The following is a 17,666-nucleotide window of genomic DNA, read 5'->3' as shown; positions in this document are numbered from 1 at the left end:
TTATCCTTAAATTTATAAGACCTTTCCTACTTTATTATGGAAATTTGTACTATAAATTGAAAGAATCATGGAATATCAATATAAAATTCTCGGAATGACATGTTCAGGCTGTCAGAAAAAAATTACTGAAAAACTCAATAGCCTGAAAGGCATCAAAGCCGACATCAATCTCGAAGAAAATACGGCCACCATCATCTCTGATAAAGAAATTGAATTGGCTGTTTTAAATAAAGCTCTTGAAGAAATCGGAAATTATAAGCTTGAGGATCCGGCTAACACAAATAAAACATTTATAAAACCACAGGACCGAATTTCTCCGTCTTCGGTGTACTATTGTCCGATGGAATGTGAAGGCGAAAAAGTATATTTTCAACAGGGAAAAAGATGTCCGGTCTGTAATATGTATTTAGTTCCGATCGAGGAAAAACAAGCCAAAGATCCTAATTTTAAACCTGCTTATTCTTCTGTCAACCTTCCTGAAAACTTTAAAGATAATTTCGGAAAATATTACTGTCCGATGTTTTGTGAAGGAGACAAGGTTTATCCCGAACGAGGCGACTGTCCGGTTTGCAATATGCATTTAGAAGAAATCACGGAAGATTTGGTAAAAAATCAAGAGACTCATTCACATCATCATCATGATCATCATCACGAAGCTCCGAAAGTAACTGACGAAATGGCAGGTAAATACTATTGTCCCATGTTTTGTGAGGGAGATAAAGTATATGATTCTAATGTCGGATGCCCTGTTTGCGGCATGGATCTGGTGAAATATCCTGAAAAAAAGACAGCACAATATACCTGTCCCATGCATCCTGAAATTATTCGTGATGAACCGGGAGATTGTCCGATATGTGGGATGGATCTGGTAAGAATGCCTGAAAAAGAAGATGATGGAGAGGATGAAACATACAGAATTTTGAAAAGAAAATTTATTATTTCTTTAATTTTTACCGTTCCTGTCTTTATACTTTCCATGGGCGGAATGCTGATTGATTTTCCATTTTCCCATCAGGTTCAGGGAATAATCGAATTGGCTTTAACGCTTCCTGTAATTTTTTATTCCGGATGGTTTCTGATGAAAAGAGGCTGGGTTTCATTCAAAACATGGAATTTAAATATGTTCAGTCTCATTGCACTTGGAGTTGCCGCTGCTTTTATCTTCAGTATTGTAGGGTTGATTTTCCCTAATATTATTCCCCACGAAATCCGCGGACGACATCATGAGACACCCTTATATTTCGAAGCGGTCTGTGTTATTTTAACACTGGTTATTTTAGGACAGCTGATGGAAGCCGCAGCCCACAAAAAAACAGGAAATGCCATCAGAGAGCTCATGAATCTTTCTCCCGACGAAGCCAATCTTATGGTAAATGGAGAAGAAAAAAAAGTACTTCTTTCTCAGGTTAAAATCGGTGATTTTTTAAAAGTAAAACCCGGAGAAAAAGTACCTGTTGACGGCAAAATATCGGAAGGAAATTCTTACATAGATGAAAGCATGATTACCGGCGAACCGGTTCCTGTTGAAAAAAATGTTAACGATAAAGTATCTTCCGGAACAATCAACGGAAATCAGGTTTTTATTATGCAGGCGGAAAAAGTTGGAGACGATACCTTATTGGCGCAGATCATCAGAATGGTGAACGAAGCCAGCAGAAGTCGGGCACCCATTCAGAAATTAACGGATAAAGTTTCCAAAATATTTGTTCCTACAGTTGTTCTGGTAGCAATCCTGACCTTTGCTCTCTGGCAGTTTTTTGGTCCGGAAGGCAAGAAAACCCTTTTTGCTTTCGTAAACGCTGTTGCGGTTTTAATTGTGGCCTGCCCCTGTGCTCTTGGTCTTGCCACACCAATGTCTCTGATGGTTGGAATTGGTAAAGGAGCCCAAAACGGAATTTTAATTAAAAATGCCGAAGCGCTGGAACAAATGAATAAAGTAAATGTTTTAATTACTGATAAAACGGGTACTTTAACAGAAGGAAAGCCTTCCGCAGAACATATTGAAGCAATAAATAGCGATAAAAAGACAGTTTTAAAACTGGCCTTCTCTTTAAATCAAAACTCAGAGCATCCTTTGTCAAATGCTGTTATAAAAAAAGCAAAGGAAGAAGATATTTCACCTGAAAAAGTAGAGAAATTTGAAAATATTTCAGGAAAAGGTGTTAAAGGAAACATCAATGGTAGAACAGTTTATGTAGGAAATGAAAGTCTCTTAACCACTCACAACATTTCAATTCCGGAAAGCCTGAAACAGAAAGCGACTGAGATCCAATCGAAAGCTCACACTATTTCTTATGTTGCAGAAGATGAAAATGTTTTGGGATTCATCAGTTTTACCGACAAAATCAAAGGAAGCTCTAAAAAAGCCATTCATCAGCTATTAGAAGAAGGAATTGATATCATCATGATGACCGGCGATAATGAACATACCGCAAAAGCTGTTGCAGATGAGCTTAGAATAAAACATTTTAAAGCTAACTGTCAGCCTGAAGACAAATTGAATGAAGTAAAAAAACTTCAGCAAGAGGGAAAAATTGTAGCCATGACCGGCGACGGAATTAATGACTCTCCCGCCCTTGCACAGGCCAATATCGGGATTGCAATGGGAACAGGAACCGACGTTGCCATTGAAAGCGCAGAAATCACTTTACTGAAAGGTGATATTTCAGGAGTTGCAAAAGCCAGGCTTTTGAGCGAAAAGCTGGTGAAAAATATTAAAGAAAATCTATTTTTCGCCTTTATATATAACATTTTGGGTGTTCCGGTAGCGGCAGGATTATTGTATCCGTTTTTTGGTATTCTTCTATCACCGATGATTGCAGCGGCAGCGATGAGCGTGAGTTCACTCTCCGTTATTTTAAATTCGTTGCGACTTAATTCTGTGAATTTAGATATTAAAAAATAATGTAAATATGCAAAAAGAAAATCTTTACATAGGCTGCTCAGGCTTCTATAACAACGACTGGAAAGGCTCATTATACCCTGAAGATGCCAAAAGTAAAGACTTTCTTACGCTCTATTCAGAAGAATTCAACTGTGTGGAAATCAACTCTACTTTTTACAGAAAACCAACCGCCAAAACCCTGAAAAAATGGTTTGATGAAACACCCGATGATTTTAGATTTTTCATAAAAATCCCGAAGACAATTTCTCATGAAAAACGGATGAAAGATTGCAGAGAAGAAATTGCAGCGTTCTGTGAACATATTCAGGCTCATTTACAAGAAAAGCTCTGCGGTTTTTTGTATCAGTTTCCGCCGTCATTTAAAAATACAGAGGACAACCTTGACATTATTTTTAAAAATATCGATGTTGATTATCTTAATGTTATCGAATTTCGTCATGAATCATGGTGGACTGATGAAATTTTTAATATTTTGAAGGAAAATAATATTGTTTTTTCAGGGGTAAGTTTTCCAGGAAATCTGCCGGAAGAGATAATTATAAATCACCCTGATATTTTGTATTACAGACTTCACGGCAAACCTGTTTTATATAAATCTGAATATAGCGATGAATTCATGAAAAATTTGTCAGAAAAAATTAAAAAGTCACAACATAAATCATTTATCTTTTTCAATAATACCTGGGGAACTGCAGCCATCAAAAATTCTTTTTATCTTAAAAAAATTCTTAAATGAAAAAGAGTTAAATATTTTTATTAAAATAAAATTAAAAATCAAATATGTGCTCTCATCGGCATATTTTTTGTTAAGAATTATTTGGAAAAATTAACTATTTTTAACAATAAATTCCATTAAACTTTATGACAAAAACTTTTGCGGAAAAGTCTGTAAAAAAGACTTTTCTAGGGATGTTTGCATTGATGAGTGCAACTTCGATTTTATGTAACAGCTGTAATCAGGAAAACAGCAGGAAAGAATCGAAAAAAACGATTCAGAAAGATCATCCCGTCGCAAAAATTGTCCCCAAAACTCAAGAGGAAAATAATCCTTCCGATAAAAGAGTTATTTATCTCACATTCGATGACGGCCCTAACCGGGGAACAGAAAATCTTCTCAGCATTCTTCATAAAAGAAACATTTGTGCCACTGCTTTCGTGGTCGGAAAACATGCGTATGGAAGCAAAAAACAAGAAGAAGACTTTGAACTTCTGAGAAAAGACAAGCTAATTGAAATTGCCAATCACAGTTTCACCCATGCTCATAATAAATATGCGAGCTTTTATAAAGATCCTGTTGAAGTGGTCCATGATTTTGATACCGCAAAAGACAGCTTAAAACTTTATAATAAAATTGCGAGAACACCTGGAAGAAACATCTGGAGACTTAATGATATTACCGTAACCGATCTCAAAAGCTCAGCAGAAGCTGCCAACAGCCTGAAAAGAGCAGGCTACAAACTTGTTGGCTGGGATCTTGAATGGAAACCTACAAATAAAATGTCTTTAAAAGGAAATCACGAAGCCATGCTGAAAAAAGTGGACAGTATTTTCTTCAACGATCTTGAAAAAACGTCCAGACATCTGGTGTTTTTAACTCACGACCAGTATTTAACAGACGCAGACTCTATCAATGAGCTTGATCTTTTTATTGAGAAACTTCAAAAAAGCAATCGCTTTGTTTTTAGAAAGATATCAGACTATCCTGGAATTAATGAAATTTTGAATTAATATTTCATTAATGAAAATCTGATAAAATTTAATTTAAAATTCGGAAATTTGCAGATATGAATATTCAGGAAAACTACAGCACTATAAAAAAACAGCTCCCGGAAAATGTACAGTTGGTAGCAGTTTCTAAAACACATCCGGTTTCTGCCATTCAGGAAGTTTATGATCTGGGGCAAAGAGTTTTTGGTGAGAATAAGGTACAGGAATTGACGGAAAAGTATCCGCTTTTGCCAAAAGATATTCAATGGCATCTGATCGGGCATTTGCAAACCAATAAAGTAAAATATATTGCTGAATTTATTGATACCATTCAAAGTGTTGATTCGGAAAAGCTGATTCGTGAAATCAATAAAGAAGCAGCAAAGCACAACAGAATAATCAAAGTGTTGCTTCAGGTAAAAATAGCGGAAGAAGAAAGTAAATTCGGGCTGGACATTCATGAAGCCAAAAGCATTTTTGAGCAATTTCTTAGCGGAGAATTTCAGAATATCAACATTACAGGATTAATGGGAATGGCAACTTTTACCGATGATGTAAACCAGATAAAAAAAGAATTTTTAATACTAAAAAGACTTTTTGACGAATTAAATCAATTAAAACATTTAGAAACATTATCTATGGGAATGAGCGATGACTTTCCTGCTGCCATTGAATGCGGAGCCAATTCAGTACGCGTAGGATCAGCAATTTTCGGAAGAAGAGATTATTCAAAATAGATGATTAGGTATGGTTTTTGCTAATAATTCAATCAAAAAAATCTAAATTTGCAACTATGCAAAAAATCCTTATTGTAGAAGACGAAAAAACAATTTCAGGAGTACTTCAAAGTATTCTTTCCGACGAACTTACCGATTATGAATTCGTGATTGCTGAAGATGGCCTCGAAGGCTACAAACAAATCGAAAAAGAAGATTTCGCATTGGTGATTTCAGATATTAAAATGCCTAAACTTTCAGGAACAGAGCTTTTAAAGCAAAGTCTATCCATAAAGCCGGAATCTACTTTTATTATGATTTCAGGACATGCCGATATCGATTCTGCAGTTTCCTGCCTCAGAGACGGTGCTTATGATTTTATTTCAAAGCCAATCGACATCAACAGACTGATTACCAGCGTAAAAAATGCTTTAGCGAAAGAAACCCTGAAAAAAGAAAATAAAAATCTTCAGACAGAAAACAAAACGCTTAAGAAAAAGGTAAGCAAAAAATATCAGATGATCGGCGAATCCGAAGGCCTGAAAAAGATACAGGATATGATCGAGAAAGTAGCCGCATCTGACGCAAGGGTTTTGATTACGGGACCAAACGGAGCCGGAAAAGAGCTTGTAGCCCACTCCATTCATAATCAGAGTGACAGAGCCAGAGGTCCGATGGTAGAGGTAAACTGTGCCGCCATTCCTTCCGAATTAATCGAATCTGAACTATTCGGACACGTAAAAGGTTCTTTTACAGGAGCAATCAAGGATAAGCAAGGAAAATTCGAGCAGGCTAACGGTGGTACCATCTTCTTGGATGAGATCGGTGATATGAGTCTTATTGCACAGGCTAAAGTTTTAAGAGCTTTACAGGAAAGTAAAGTATCTCCTGTAGGAAGCGATAAAGAAATAAAGGTAGATGTAAGAGTTCTTGCCGCTACTAATAAAAATATGCAGAAGGAAATTGAAGCAGGAAGATTCAGAGAGGATCTTTACCACAGACTTTCTGTGATTGAAATCTATGTTCCGCCATTGGATGAAAGAAAAGAAGACATCAAATCTCTGGTAGAACATTTCGCAGGAATCATCTCTGACGAACATGGCACCGCTAAGAAGAAATTTGATGATAAAGCTATTGAAGCTTTAAAATCACTTTCATGGACAGGAAATATCAGAGAACTCAGAAACGTTGTCGAAAGGCTAATCATCCTTGGAGGCAATACAGTTTCTGCTGAAGATGTTGCAAGTTTTGTAAGGAAATAATGTAAAGTATTATTTTACATAAATTATAAAAATTGCAGTATCATTTAGTTACTGCAATTTTTTTTGAATAAAAACTATATGAACCATTAAAGATTATGAACTTTTTACATAAAAACTATACGAAAGAATGCCTTACGCTGGCTCTTCCGGTAATGCTGACGCAGGTAGGACAGGTTTCGGTGAATCTTTTTGACAATATTATCGTAGGAAAATTACTGGGAGCTGATGCGTTGGCATCCGTCTCATTGGGAAATGCTGTGTTTTTCTCTATGTTTGTATTGGCATTAGGATTTTCTTTTGCAATTCCTCCACTGGTCTCGGAAGCACATTCCAAGCATGACCACAGCACAATCAATTCGGTATTCAGTCATGGCTTCGTTATTAATATGACGGTAGGAATCTTATTGATGACGGTACTACTTTTAGGGATGCCTCTACTCTATCATTCCGGGCAACCGGATAAAATTATTCCGGATACTGTTGATTTCTTAACGATCATGGCGATCAGCATTGTTCCTTTTATGGCATTTCAGACTTTGCGAGAAGTTTCTGAAGGTTTATCCTATACCATCGGAGTAACAAAAGCTACGATCATAGCCAATGTGATTAATATTGTTCTCAACTATGTTTTTATCAAAGGGCTTTTCGGATTTCCGCCGATGGGAGTGAAAGGTTCTGCTTTAGCAGGTCTTATCGCCAGAATTTTCATGGTGGTATTTCTGTATTTTGTACTTTTAAAACAAACAAAAACCAGACGCTACATCAAAGATTTTTCGTTGAAGATTGAAACTTTTTCAAAAAAAATGTTTGAGAAAATGATTCGTTTAGGATTGCCTACAGCGTTGCAGATGTTTTTTGAAGTTACCGCTTTTGCCGGTGCCGCTTTCATTTGTGGATTGATTTCAGCTCATGATATCGCTTCTCACCAGATTGCATTAAGTATGGCTTCATTCACTTTCAATTTATGCATCGGTTTCAGTGTTGCGTCTACCGTGATGATCGGAAGAAAGCTTGGTGAACAAAATTTTATTGAGTTAAGAAAAGTCGGAATCAATAATGTGAAAATAGCTTTTATCTTCATGGCCATCTGTGGAGTTGTTTTTATTTTAGGAAGAAATATCCTGCCGACCTTTTTCACTAAAAAAGAAGAAACCGAGGTGATCGCACTGGCTGCAAAGCTGATGATTATTGCTGCTTTATTTCAACTTTCAGATGGAATACAGGTGACGGCTTTAGGTACATTAAGAGGAATGCAGGATGTAAAAATCCCTTCAATATACACATTTATCGCTTATTGGATCATTACAATTCCATTGGGATATTTTCTTTGTGTAACTTTAAATATGGGAGCTTTCGGAATGTGGATTGCACTTGGTCTTGGGCTTACTATTTCCGCTTTATTTCTTGTCAAGAGGTTTCTCAATTTATCAGCAAAAAGAATCGGAAAAAGCATGGAAGCCGATCTGAAAAATCCTATTTAAAAATCAATATTCCTGTAAAGAATGAATGTACAGACAAAAAGCATAAAGATCCGATATCAAAACTTTATCCTCACCAATCAAAGGGCTTTGTTCTGGGAACAGCAGAAAGCCCTTATTCTGTCGGATCTGCACATCGGAAAAACTGCACATTTCAGAAAAAACGGAATTGCACTTGCCAATCAGGTTATGAAAAATGACCTGGAAAGACTTTCGGTGCTTATTGAATATTTTAAACCTGAAAAATTCATTGTTGTCGGTGATCTGCTTCACGCCGGCGACAACTCTGATGTTGATGAATTCTGCGAATGGAGAAGCCGATACACCGATCTTCAGTTTCATCTGATCGAAGGCAATCATGATAGAATTTCAAAAAAACTGGAATCAAAATTATGTTTAAATCTTAAATCGGAATCACTGGAAATTGATGATTTCATGTTGATTCATGATTTTGAAAAAAAACATGAGAAATTTCGGATTACCGGTCATATCCACCCGGGATTTGTCATTAATTCTGTGGTAAAAAAAATAAAACTGCCTTGTTTTGTTGTCACGGAAAACCAACTGCTTTTGCCTGCTTTTAGCGAGTTTACAGGTTTAGATACAAAAAATCTTCCCAAAAAAGGAAGATTCTACGTTTTTACAGATTCGGAAATTTACGAGATGTAATTTCTATGTTATTTATTGCTCAAACAAAATTTTATCAAACGCTTCCGAAGCAAGATGAACCTGCACCGTCCAGTCATCAGCAGCGTCACTTCCTGCATCGTCAGAGATATATTTCAGGCAGAGAAAAGGGATCTTCTCTTTCATAGCAATCAGTGCCAGCGGATAGGCTTCCATATCTACAATATTGTAATCTTTTTCCGAATGATTCATTTCAAAGCTGTCGCCGCTTCCGCATATTCCTTCGGGCAAGCCCTCTTTTTTCAATCCGTATTCCAAAACAGCAGGAATTCCCGATAATGGTGTTTCATACAGACTAAATCCAAGTCCTCTTACATCCATATCTCTCTGAATAAATCTGGTACAGCAGACAACCTCTCCTTTATGAAAGTTTTTGCTTCCGGCAGAACCTAAATTTACAATTAACTTTGGCTTTCTTCGGTGAATTTCTTTGGTTAATTCCATTGCGGCATTTACCTTTCCGATGCCTGTAATGAGTTTATTTTTATCGTTAAAAACCTTTCCGGCTTCAGAGTCTAAAGCAAAAACAAAAAGAGTTTCATCTAAGGAAAACTGATCTTCGTTTATTTTAATCATAACAAAAACTGAATAATTTTAAAATGTAAAAAAGCTGTCTGTAAGAAGAACGAATTTAAATACTGCAGCCGTCTGCATCACATGAATTTTCTCCGGATGAAATATCCTTTAATTTGCCAGCCGTCTCATTATATGTCTGCTGAAGAGCTTCTGCAAAAAAACCTGAAGGCTGCGCTCCGGAAACTGAATATTTTCCGTTCAGAATAAAGAAAGGAACTCCTGAAATTCTATGATTCTGAGCTTCCGAAAAATCACGCTGTACTTCATCATTAAATTCGTCTGATGCTAAAACCTGCTGAGCTTCATCTTTATCAAGTCCTAAAGATTCCGCAATGGAAATGAGTGTATCTTTATCTCCAACATTCTTTCCGTCAATAAAATGGGCAATAAAAAGTGCTTCTTCCATCTTGTCGGCCTTTTTATATTTTTTAGCCAAATGCAATAGTTTATGAGCTAAAAAAGTATTGGTAATCAATGCTTTTTCAAAATTAAATTCAATTCCCGCATCTTTCCCCATTTGTAATACCTGCCCTATCATCTGTTTTACCTGTGCTTCGGGAAATCCTTTTTTTTCTTTGAAATACTCCATTGTTGTTTTGATTTCAACCGGATTTAAAGACGGATCAAGCTGAAAGCTTTTCCATTCTACTTCCACTTCATCCTTAAAAGGTAATCCTTCAAGAGCCTTTTCAAAATTATTTTTTCCTATATAACAAAACGGACACATCACATCCGACCAGATTTCTATTTTCATATGACTTATTTTAATTAAAAGTTTTTCCTTTTACAGAAGACTTAATCGATTAAATAATTTTCTGCAGGAATTATTAAAAATGAATACAAAAATACTTATTTTGAACTAAGAAAAATCAAGATTTTATCGGTTTTAGCAATGGTTTAAATTGACAGAAAACTTTTCAGAGATCATAAATTATCCTGAAATTTGTCCCATGAAAATTATACCATTAAAAGAAGGAAACTTTTCTACAAATAAAACTAAAGATTTCACGCTTTTAACAGAAGAAAACTCGACTTTCTTAAAAGGAATAAAAATGTCTGTAACTCCTTTTCTTATTATCACCGAAAAAGATACGATCCTTCTTGATGCAGGAATCGGCTGGGCAAACGAAAATGGAAAAACAGTAATTTCTGAACTTTTGGAAAAGGAAAATATCAAGCCTGAGCAGATTACTAAGATATTGCTTTCCCATCTTCATAAAGATCATATTGAAACAACAATAACACGCACTGAAAACGGATTTGAAGCAACTTATCCCAACGCTGAAATCTACATCCAGAAACGCGAACTGGATTTTGCCCTGCAAAACCGCGGTAATTATTCTTTTGATTTTGATACGCTTGAAAAGCTGATTGAACTTGAAAACATTGTCTGGATGAGTGAAGACAGCGGGCAAATTACAGACGAAATATATTATGAAGTAGCAGGTGGTCATACGCCATTTATGCAGGTCTTCCTGATTAAGGAAAAAGACGAAACAGTCTTTTATGGTGCGGATAATCTTCCTCAGGAATCTTATTTAAAATATCATCTCGCATATAAAAGTGATTTTGACGGAAGAAAGGCTATGGAGCTGAGACTCAAATGGCAGAAGGAAGCAACTGAAAATCATTGGAAAATTTTGCTATACCATGATCTGAATAAGTCTATCCTACAACTATAGAAAGAAAAAATGGTTTAAATTTCATTAAACCATTTGTAAATATCAACTGTTGATGCAATATTTAATTTTTTTCTTAGTCTGTTTTTCCTATTCTGAATAGCTTTAGGAGTAACGAAAGTGTACTTTGCAATTTCTTTCGTCGTTAAATTAAGTTTTAAATAAATACAGAAAATCAGTTCAGAATTTTTTAAATTGGACTGAATGGAAGACAATTTTTTAAAAAAATCAGGATCCACCAATCTGAATTTACTCAGCAGTCGCGGTGAGTTTTCTTTTGCCAACGCCAGGATTTCATCCTGTACGAAAATCTTTTGGTTTAAATCTTCTAAATTGAATTCAGTTTTTTCGTTTCTCATAATATTTTCTCATCTCTACTAACTCCTGCTGCTTTTACATAAGCTCGGCATAACATTCTCCGTTTTAACTTCAGTAAAGTTTTATATCACTTTATTTTTTAGAAGTTTCATTATATGCTTGATATTTTATCATAGTGAAAATTAATCTGCATTAGTAGTAATTACGTTTTCCTGTTTATTACATTTCATATTAAAAATATTCTCACAAGCTGCGATTACATTTTTAAATAAAGGCAAAGAAAAGAAAAAATGAGTATAATTTTCTTGAATTAAAATACCACATACATACCACGAATAATGCTTAGTGCTTTCCTTATCCGCTACATCAGGCCGTTTAATATTTCATTAATCTGAAACAAAACTATAGTTTTATAATTTTTTTTTTTATGATTATAATCAATAGCTAGAAAAAATATGAGTTATATTTATTATGAATGACATAAAGTCTTAAAGATCTGAATCAAAGACGATTCTAGACCGAAGGCTGTGATATGAGTATTTTTGATAAACTTTATGAGAAAACAAAAAAATTAATTTTTATTAAAAGCTTTTAAGATCTTTTCAAAAGTGTTGATATTTCTGCTTGTAAACTGGTCTTTCAAGCTTTTCTTGCCTAAAATTTTCCCGAAAGAAGAATCCAGCGTATTTCCTTTGGTAATCTGCCAATAGAAAATATGATTAACGATTTTTGCATCTTCCTGTTCGGATTTTAAACCTGTTTCAAATTCTTTCATTAAAATATTTTCTACTCCATCATTTCCTACAAATGCATAGCAATGAAGATTGTCATTTTTAAGAAAAGGATTTCCGCTCCAGAAATTTTCTATGTCGTTCTGTGATTTTATGAATAAAAATGCATCATACGAAAAATGTTCAGACATTGATTTTTCAAGCATCTGCTTCAATTCTTCAGGATTCTTTTCTGATGAAAAAAGTATGTTCCCGGAAGCCAAAACCGAATTTACCTCACTTACGCCCGCTTTTTTGAAAACTTCACAGACTTCAGCCATTTTCATACTCGTTCCTTTTACATTAACACCACGTAGAAATGCACAATATTTCATTTTTTGTTTTTTAGGATCAAAATTTTGCTTAAATATTCCACCAAATTAATCAATTCTTTGGTATAAATTATAATCTGACCCGGAAGGTTTTAAGATATAAATCTTTTCAATAATCCGATAATCGCTTTTAAGATGGTCTTTAATTCTGAATTCTTTCACAAGTTTATAATGGGTTCGGAAATATTCTGCATCTTTTCTTTCGTACAAATCGTCGTAAGTGAGCAGATATTTAGGTTTTCTATTCTTCACCGTATTGATCCAGAAATTCGGTTTGTCTTTCAGAATTTCATGTTGTACGCCTTTATCTACCAAGCCAACTTCATCAATAGTTTTTAAACCAGAAAAATAAGGAATGTATCCCGCAGGTTCTAAAAATATCCATTGATTTTTGTCTTTTTCATACTGATGTAAAAATAATCCGATTTCTCTTCTGTAATTCCATTCTCCGTTACCGGTCGCTATAGAATGTATGGTTTGGAAGATCAGCATTGGCATAATGTAAAAAATAATAAATAATGAAATCCATAAATATTTTTTTACCTTCTGTTCTAAAATTAAAATTAAAACCGGAACAAAAAGTAATATCTGCGGAACCCAGTAATACCAGTCGAAAAGACTTCTTTGGGAAAGAAAAATCAACTGTTTGGCCCACCCGAAAACAAAAATTATCCAAAGAAAATAATTCCTCTGATCTTTTTGCCTGATTAAATAAATGAAACATACCAATTCAAAAATCAGCAGAAAAACAGTTAGTGGATTAAAGTCTCCCGGAAGTTTAAGCATTCCCCAGAAATTCCCGAAATTCTGTGCAAAATATTCCAGATTCTGCTGAAATGTAAAATGATTGTCGTAAGCAATTTTTTTAGCTATAATGGTATTATTAACCAACTCACCAAAGTACAGTTCATTGAAAGCCAAAACAGATGTAATTCCCAAAATTCCTCCTAAAATATACAGCCATCTGACTTTTTTGTTCCATAAAATATCGATTATAAAAACTGCTCCCAAGAAGATTACCGTATCAATTCTTGTGAATAAAATTAAAATCGGTAAAATAACCAACGCCCATTTTTTACCTTTATAAAAGCCATAATATAACAGTGTCATTTCCAGAAAGAAAAGAAGTCCGTACTCCATTCCCAGGATAGAAATTTTTATAGCAGGTGGTAAAATTCCGGTTAAAAAAATGAAAATTGCTTTATGCCAGACATTCTTCAACAGCAGATGCGAAAGAAAAAGACTTCCGATTGTAAAAAGGATTGAATTGAAAATGAGAAGCGGCTCTATAAAATTTTCTTTTCCGAAAATCAAATTAAAAACATAGGACAGAAAAACATAAAGATGCGTTGTGGATGCAGAAATTTTTGTAGTTCCATTGAATCCGATCACTCCGTAATCAAGGAGATTCTGTGCCACTCTCCAAGTAATGAATGCATCTTCCTGAATGTAATGAGTGAGTAAAAATAACAGTTTAAAGATGACTGTACCTAATACAGCATAAATCGGGATCTTTTGATTATTTATTTCTGCCATTGTGCTTCTTTGAATTAGCAAATATAATTTAAACTTTTCAATCCCAACATAAAAAAAACGGAACCGAAGTTCCGTTTTAAGTTTTGTTATTATTGCGTTGCTTTAATAATCGAATTGGTAATCTGTGCCTCTTTTTCTTTAGAGTAAGTAGAATCAAAAGGTTCCATCACATCAAATAAATATTGGTAGAAAGGCGTGATCTTCTGTACCTGCTCAGATTCATTCATTGCTTTTTCCTTGCCCATTTCTTTTAGATTTTCAATGAATGTATTGAATTTCTTATCGATTGGCTCAATGGATTTAACAAGGTAATCATAAGCTTTGTCTTTCCTTCCGATTGTTGTATAACCATCTGTGACAGCTGAAACTACTAAGGAATATTCCATTGGTTTTGTTCTGATCTGTCTTCTCAGATAGCTTTGATCTGATTTGCTTAGGCTCATATAATAATCGTACTCATCAAAGATTCCTTTTTTCAGAACGTCTGCAAGCTTTAATCCTTTAGCTTCCTGTCCTGATACGATGTATCCGTAAACCATTGAACTTAATGAACGAGGATCATTGTATTTTTCTGCAGGAATTTCTTTGGATGCAAGATCAAGAAGTTCCAATGCTTTTCCTTTTTGTCCCATTGTTGCTAAAGCTGCTGCTGCTCTGCTTGCTGAAGCTCTGTAGCTCATAATGTTTGAAGTTGCCGTTTCGTCAAAATGATTATTCAGGTTTTTAAAGTTACCCCATCTGAAATTTTTAACCACATTATATAGAGAATTAGGATCTACTCTTCCCATTTCACCGTCAGGTGTCTGTGGTGTGTGGATTGGAATCAGTCGATAGCTGAATCCGTCAAACTGAAGATATTCATCAAGATAGAAAATATTTTCACTGTCATAAATTCCTCCTGAAGAAAAGCTGATTGGCTTTTTCCAATCAAAGTTTGCCAGGATGTCAAGCATAATTAAATTGTTCTTATACAATGTATTTGCCTTGTAAGTAATCATAATCTGATTTACGGCATTCGGAAGATCAGCCGCGTTAATGATTCCTGATTTTACTGCATTTTCTTTATTCACAGGCAAAATGAATTTATTTACCGGAAGAATATTGTATTTCTCATATTTTTCTTCACCGAAATACATTTTGAGAAGCTCATTTTTCGCAGGAGATGAATATTTAAGGAAACTTATTGCCTGTTTCATTGTCATTGAATCCTGAGTAAGATATTTTCTGAATTCCGCAAATTCCGTTTCAGGTGCACCCTGTTCTTTCAGCATAGAGAAAAGGCCTTCCCAGTCTGCCTTTTTCATCATATAGATCTGATCGTTTACCCCGTCTCTGTAGTCATCATGCGTTAATACTCCCGGAACCGGTGCCGCATTATAAGTTCTTCTTTTAATCTGATCGATATTCCACGGAGTAGATGCTAAAGTAAAATTAACCACTTTTACATCATCTCTCAATTGTTCAGTCTCCTGAATAGCCCAAACCGGATAAGTATCATTATCACCATATACAAATAAAATATCGTTCTTAGGCAATGATTTTAATACAGAATATCCGTAATCGTAAGCTGTATATCGGTCGTGTCTGTTATGTACATTATAGTTTTGGAATCCCATCATGAAAGGTACTCCCAATAAAACCACTCCTGCAACAATATTTGCTACGTTTGATTTAATTTTAGATTGTAAGAACCAGAGAATAGCGCCTGCTCCCAGACCGATCCATATCGCAAAAACATAGAATGAACCCACCATTGCATAATCTCTTTCCCTTGGCTCAAAAGGTTTTACCCCTGTATAGAAAATAATTCCAACGCTCATCAATACAAAAATCGAAAGCATAGCGTAGAATCGTCCAAAATCTTTATTTAACTGGAAAAAGAATCCAATAAGTCCTAAAATCAAAGGTAAAAAGAAGAACTTTACCGTACTTTCATTTTTAAACTTAGCCGGCATCTTATCCTGATTTCCCCAAAGTGCATTATCAATGAAAGGAATCCCTGAAATCCAGTTTCCTCTCGTACTTTCCATATTTCCTTCAAGATCATTCTGTCGGCCTACAAAGTTCCACATCAGGTATCTTACAAAATAATATCCGTTCTGGAAAGTGATGAAATAATCTAAATTCTGTCCCAAAGAAGGTCTCTGAACATTCAGAAGATTGTAAGGTCGTACTTTTAAATAATCTGAAGCGGTAATCGTACCATTCTCATATTTTTTTCTTAGTTCATCAAAGATCTGCTTAGCTTCAGGACTGTCCGCAACATCTTCATTTGAATAGTTAAAGGTAAAATCAGGCGCACCATACATGGAAATATAATTGGACATCACATCCTTATCCTCATTAAACATTCTCGGCATGAAGCCTACGTGCGCTTTATTGAATACATAATTGAAACGGTCACCTGTCTTTCTGTAAGTACCGGTTTTTTCGTCTTTTTCATAGATTTCACCGGTTTTTTCAGTCTTAAAACTTCCATCTTCATTTTTCTCAATTCCGTTAGCATCAAGATAAGCTGTGTAATTCTGACCATAAATTGTCGGCCAGTCACCATATTGTTCTCTGTTATAATAATCCAACATTCCGATTGCGTTGTCCGGATCATTAAGGTTCATTGGCGGATTTGCGTTTGCTCTGATAGGAATCACCATCCAGCAAGAGAACCCGATCATCATAAAAACAACTGATAAAGCAATCGTCTGATACACATTTCTCTTCATTTTTCTGGTATAGGAAATTAGGAAATAGCAGATGGCAATCATTATGATAAATGCGGCAATTGTCCCTGAATGAAACGGAAGTCCTAATCCGTTCACAAAGAAAATTTCAAGCTTTCCGAACATCGTCATGATAAATGGAAAAATCCCTTTAAAAACGACTGCCAGAATAACTAAAGTAATCACGTTTGCCCATATAAAATTTTTCCAGGTGAATGTATATTTTCTTGCATAATATACAAGGCAAACCGCAGGAATCGCCAGCATACACATCATGTGAACACCTACAGAAAGTCCTAAAATAAAGAAAATTAAGATGATCCATCTTTCATTATCCACTGCCAAATACTCATTTTCCCATTTCGTAATCAACCAGACTAAGAGTGCGATAAACATAGATGCCATGGAATACACCTCCCCTTCAACTGCAGAAAACCAGAATGTATCTGAGAAAGTGAAACATAAAGCACCCACAATTCCTGCAAAAAGAATAGAAATTTCCTGATGTTTTGTAATTTCATCAAAATCTTTGTTTAAAAGTCTTCTTACGAAATGCGTAATCGTCCAAAACAAAAATAAGATCGTAAACGCACTAAACAATGCGGACATCGCGTTGATCACGATAGAATAATTTTCGCCTTTTCCTAAAGCAAAAATGGCTGCCACAGCACCCACAATCTGGAATAAAGCCGCTCCAGGAGCGTGCGTTACTTCAAGTTTTACTGCAGAAGAAATATACTCGCCACAATCCCAAAAACTGAAATTCGGTTCTATGGTGGACAAGTACGTAATAAATGTAATGGCGAAAATAACCCATCCGAGAACGGTGTTCCATTGCCTGAAAGCCCAATTTTTCATAGTATTAAATCAATTACGCGAAAATAAGGCTTTTATATGATTTGAGGCTGTTTTTAACAAAATTTAAAGGTTTTGGCTTACTTTTTGAAAACTTTCATCTTTGGATAATGATAGAAAAAAAAATT

Annotated in this window: 14 protein-coding genes; 8 read left to right on the top strand and 6 right to left on the bottom strand. The window is 35.1% G+C overall.

Annotated features, from left to right (window positions below):
- Window positions 1–67: 67 nt before the first annotated feature.
- The 7 genes from BLR30_RS14520 to pdeM all read left to right on the top strand — a co-directional run bounded on the left by BLR30_RS14520 (window position 68) and on the right by pdeM (window position 8,737).
- Window positions 68–2,905, top strand: coding sequence for a heavy metal translocating P-type ATPase (locus tag BLR30_RS14520; protein WP_089860453.1), 2,838 nt, complete (start codon window positions 68–70; stop codon window positions 2,903–2,905).
- Window positions 2,906–2,912: 7 nt separating this feature from the next.
- Window positions 2,913–3,641, top strand: a complete 729-nt coding sequence (locus BLR30_RS14515; RefSeq protein ID WP_089860450.1) for a DUF72 domain-containing protein — start codon at window positions 2,913–2,915, stop codon at window positions 3,639–3,641.
- 125 nt (window positions 3,642–3,766) lie between these two features.
- The gene (locus BLR30_RS14510; RefSeq protein WP_089860447.1) at window positions 3,767–4,633 is read left to right on the top strand and encodes a polysaccharide deacetylase family protein; all 867 of its coding nucleotides are present in this window, start codon (window positions 3,767–3,769) and stop codon (window positions 4,631–4,633) included.
- A gap of 56 nt (window positions 4,634–4,689) precedes the next feature.
- A complete protein-coding gene (locus BLR30_RS14505; RefSeq protein WP_089860444.1) occupies window positions 4,690–5,349 on the top strand; it encodes a YggS family pyridoxal phosphate-dependent enzyme in 660 nt (219 codons plus the stop codon).
- Between the two features lie 56 nt (window positions 5,350–5,405).
- Window positions 5,406–6,590, top strand: a complete 1,185-nt coding sequence (locus BLR30_RS14500; protein WP_089860441.1) for a sigma-54-dependent transcriptional regulator — start codon at window positions 5,406–5,408, stop codon at window positions 6,588–6,590.
- Between the two features lie 95 nt (window positions 6,591–6,685).
- Window positions 6,686–8,071: an MATE family efflux transporter gene (locus BLR30_RS14495; RefSeq protein WP_089860438.1), complete on the top strand. Its 1,386-nt coding sequence runs from the start codon at window positions 6,686–6,688 to the stop codon at window positions 8,069–8,071.
- Between the two features lie 21 nt (window positions 8,072–8,092).
- A complete protein-coding gene (gene pdeM, locus BLR30_RS14490; RefSeq protein ID WP_089860436.1) occupies window positions 8,093–8,737 on the top strand; it encodes a ligase-associated DNA damage response endonuclease PdeM in 645 nt (214 codons plus the stop codon).
- A gap of 12 nt (window positions 8,738–8,749) precedes the next feature.
- On the opposite strand, the gene BLR30_RS14485 is transcribed toward pdeM, so the two are convergent.
- Entirely contained in the window at window positions 8,750–9,331 is a 582-nt protein-coding gene (locus tag BLR30_RS14485) for a 5'-methylthioadenosine/S-adenosylhomocysteine nucleosidase family protein (protein ID WP_089860433.1), read from the bottom strand.
- 55 nt (window positions 9,332–9,386) lie between these two features.
- Entirely contained in the window at window positions 9,387–10,085 is a 699-nt protein-coding gene (locus BLR30_RS14480) for a DsbA family oxidoreductase (RefSeq protein ID WP_089860430.1), read from the bottom strand.
- A 196-nt stretch (window positions 10,086–10,281) separates the two neighbouring features.
- Here BLR30_RS14480 and BLR30_RS14475 point away from each other — a divergent pair, with 196 nt between their 5' ends.
- Window positions 10,282–11,013 (top strand): MBL fold metallo-hydrolase, encoded by a 732-nt coding sequence (locus BLR30_RS14475; RefSeq protein WP_089860426.1) that lies wholly within the window; start codon window positions 10,282–10,284, stop codon window positions 11,011–11,013.
- Window positions 11,014–11,027: 14 nt separating this feature from the next.
- On the opposite strand, the gene BLR30_RS14470 is transcribed toward BLR30_RS14475, so the two are convergent.
- From BLR30_RS14470 to BLR30_RS14455, 4 genes are all read right to left on the bottom strand, one after another.
- On the bottom strand, window positions 11,028–11,369 hold the full coding sequence (locus BLR30_RS14470) for a helix-turn-helix transcriptional regulator (RefSeq protein ID WP_089860423.1): 342 nt from the start codon (window positions 11,367–11,369) through the stop codon (window positions 11,028–11,030).
- A 530-nt stretch (window positions 11,370–11,899) separates the two neighbouring features.
- On the bottom strand, window positions 11,900–12,433 hold the full coding sequence (locus BLR30_RS14465) for a DUF1697 domain-containing protein (RefSeq protein WP_089860420.1): 534 nt from the start codon (window positions 12,431–12,433) through the stop codon (window positions 11,900–11,902).
- A 45-nt stretch (window positions 12,434–12,478) separates the two neighbouring features.
- Window positions 12,479–13,966 carry an LTA synthase family protein gene (locus BLR30_RS14460; RefSeq protein ID WP_089860417.1) on the bottom strand — a complete coding sequence of 496 codons (1,488 nt, stop codon included), beginning with the start codon at window positions 13,964–13,966 and terminating at the stop codon, window positions 12,479–12,481.
- A gap of 89 nt (window positions 13,967–14,055) precedes the next feature.
- Window positions 14,056–17,541 (bottom strand): glycosyltransferase family 117 protein, encoded by a 3,486-nt coding sequence (locus BLR30_RS14455; protein ID WP_089860414.1) that lies wholly within the window; start codon window positions 17,539–17,541, stop codon window positions 14,056–14,058.
- Window positions 17,542–17,666: the final 125 nt, after the last annotated feature.

Origin of the sequence: Chryseobacterium taeanense (genome assembly GCF_900099685.1) — a bacterium.
GTDB lineage: Bacteria > Bacteroidota > Bacteroidia > Flavobacteriales > Weeksellaceae > Chryseobacterium > Chryseobacterium taeanense.
The sequence above is the reverse complement of the archived record's forward strand: the minus strand, read 5'-3'. Positions and strand labels throughout refer to the sequence as shown.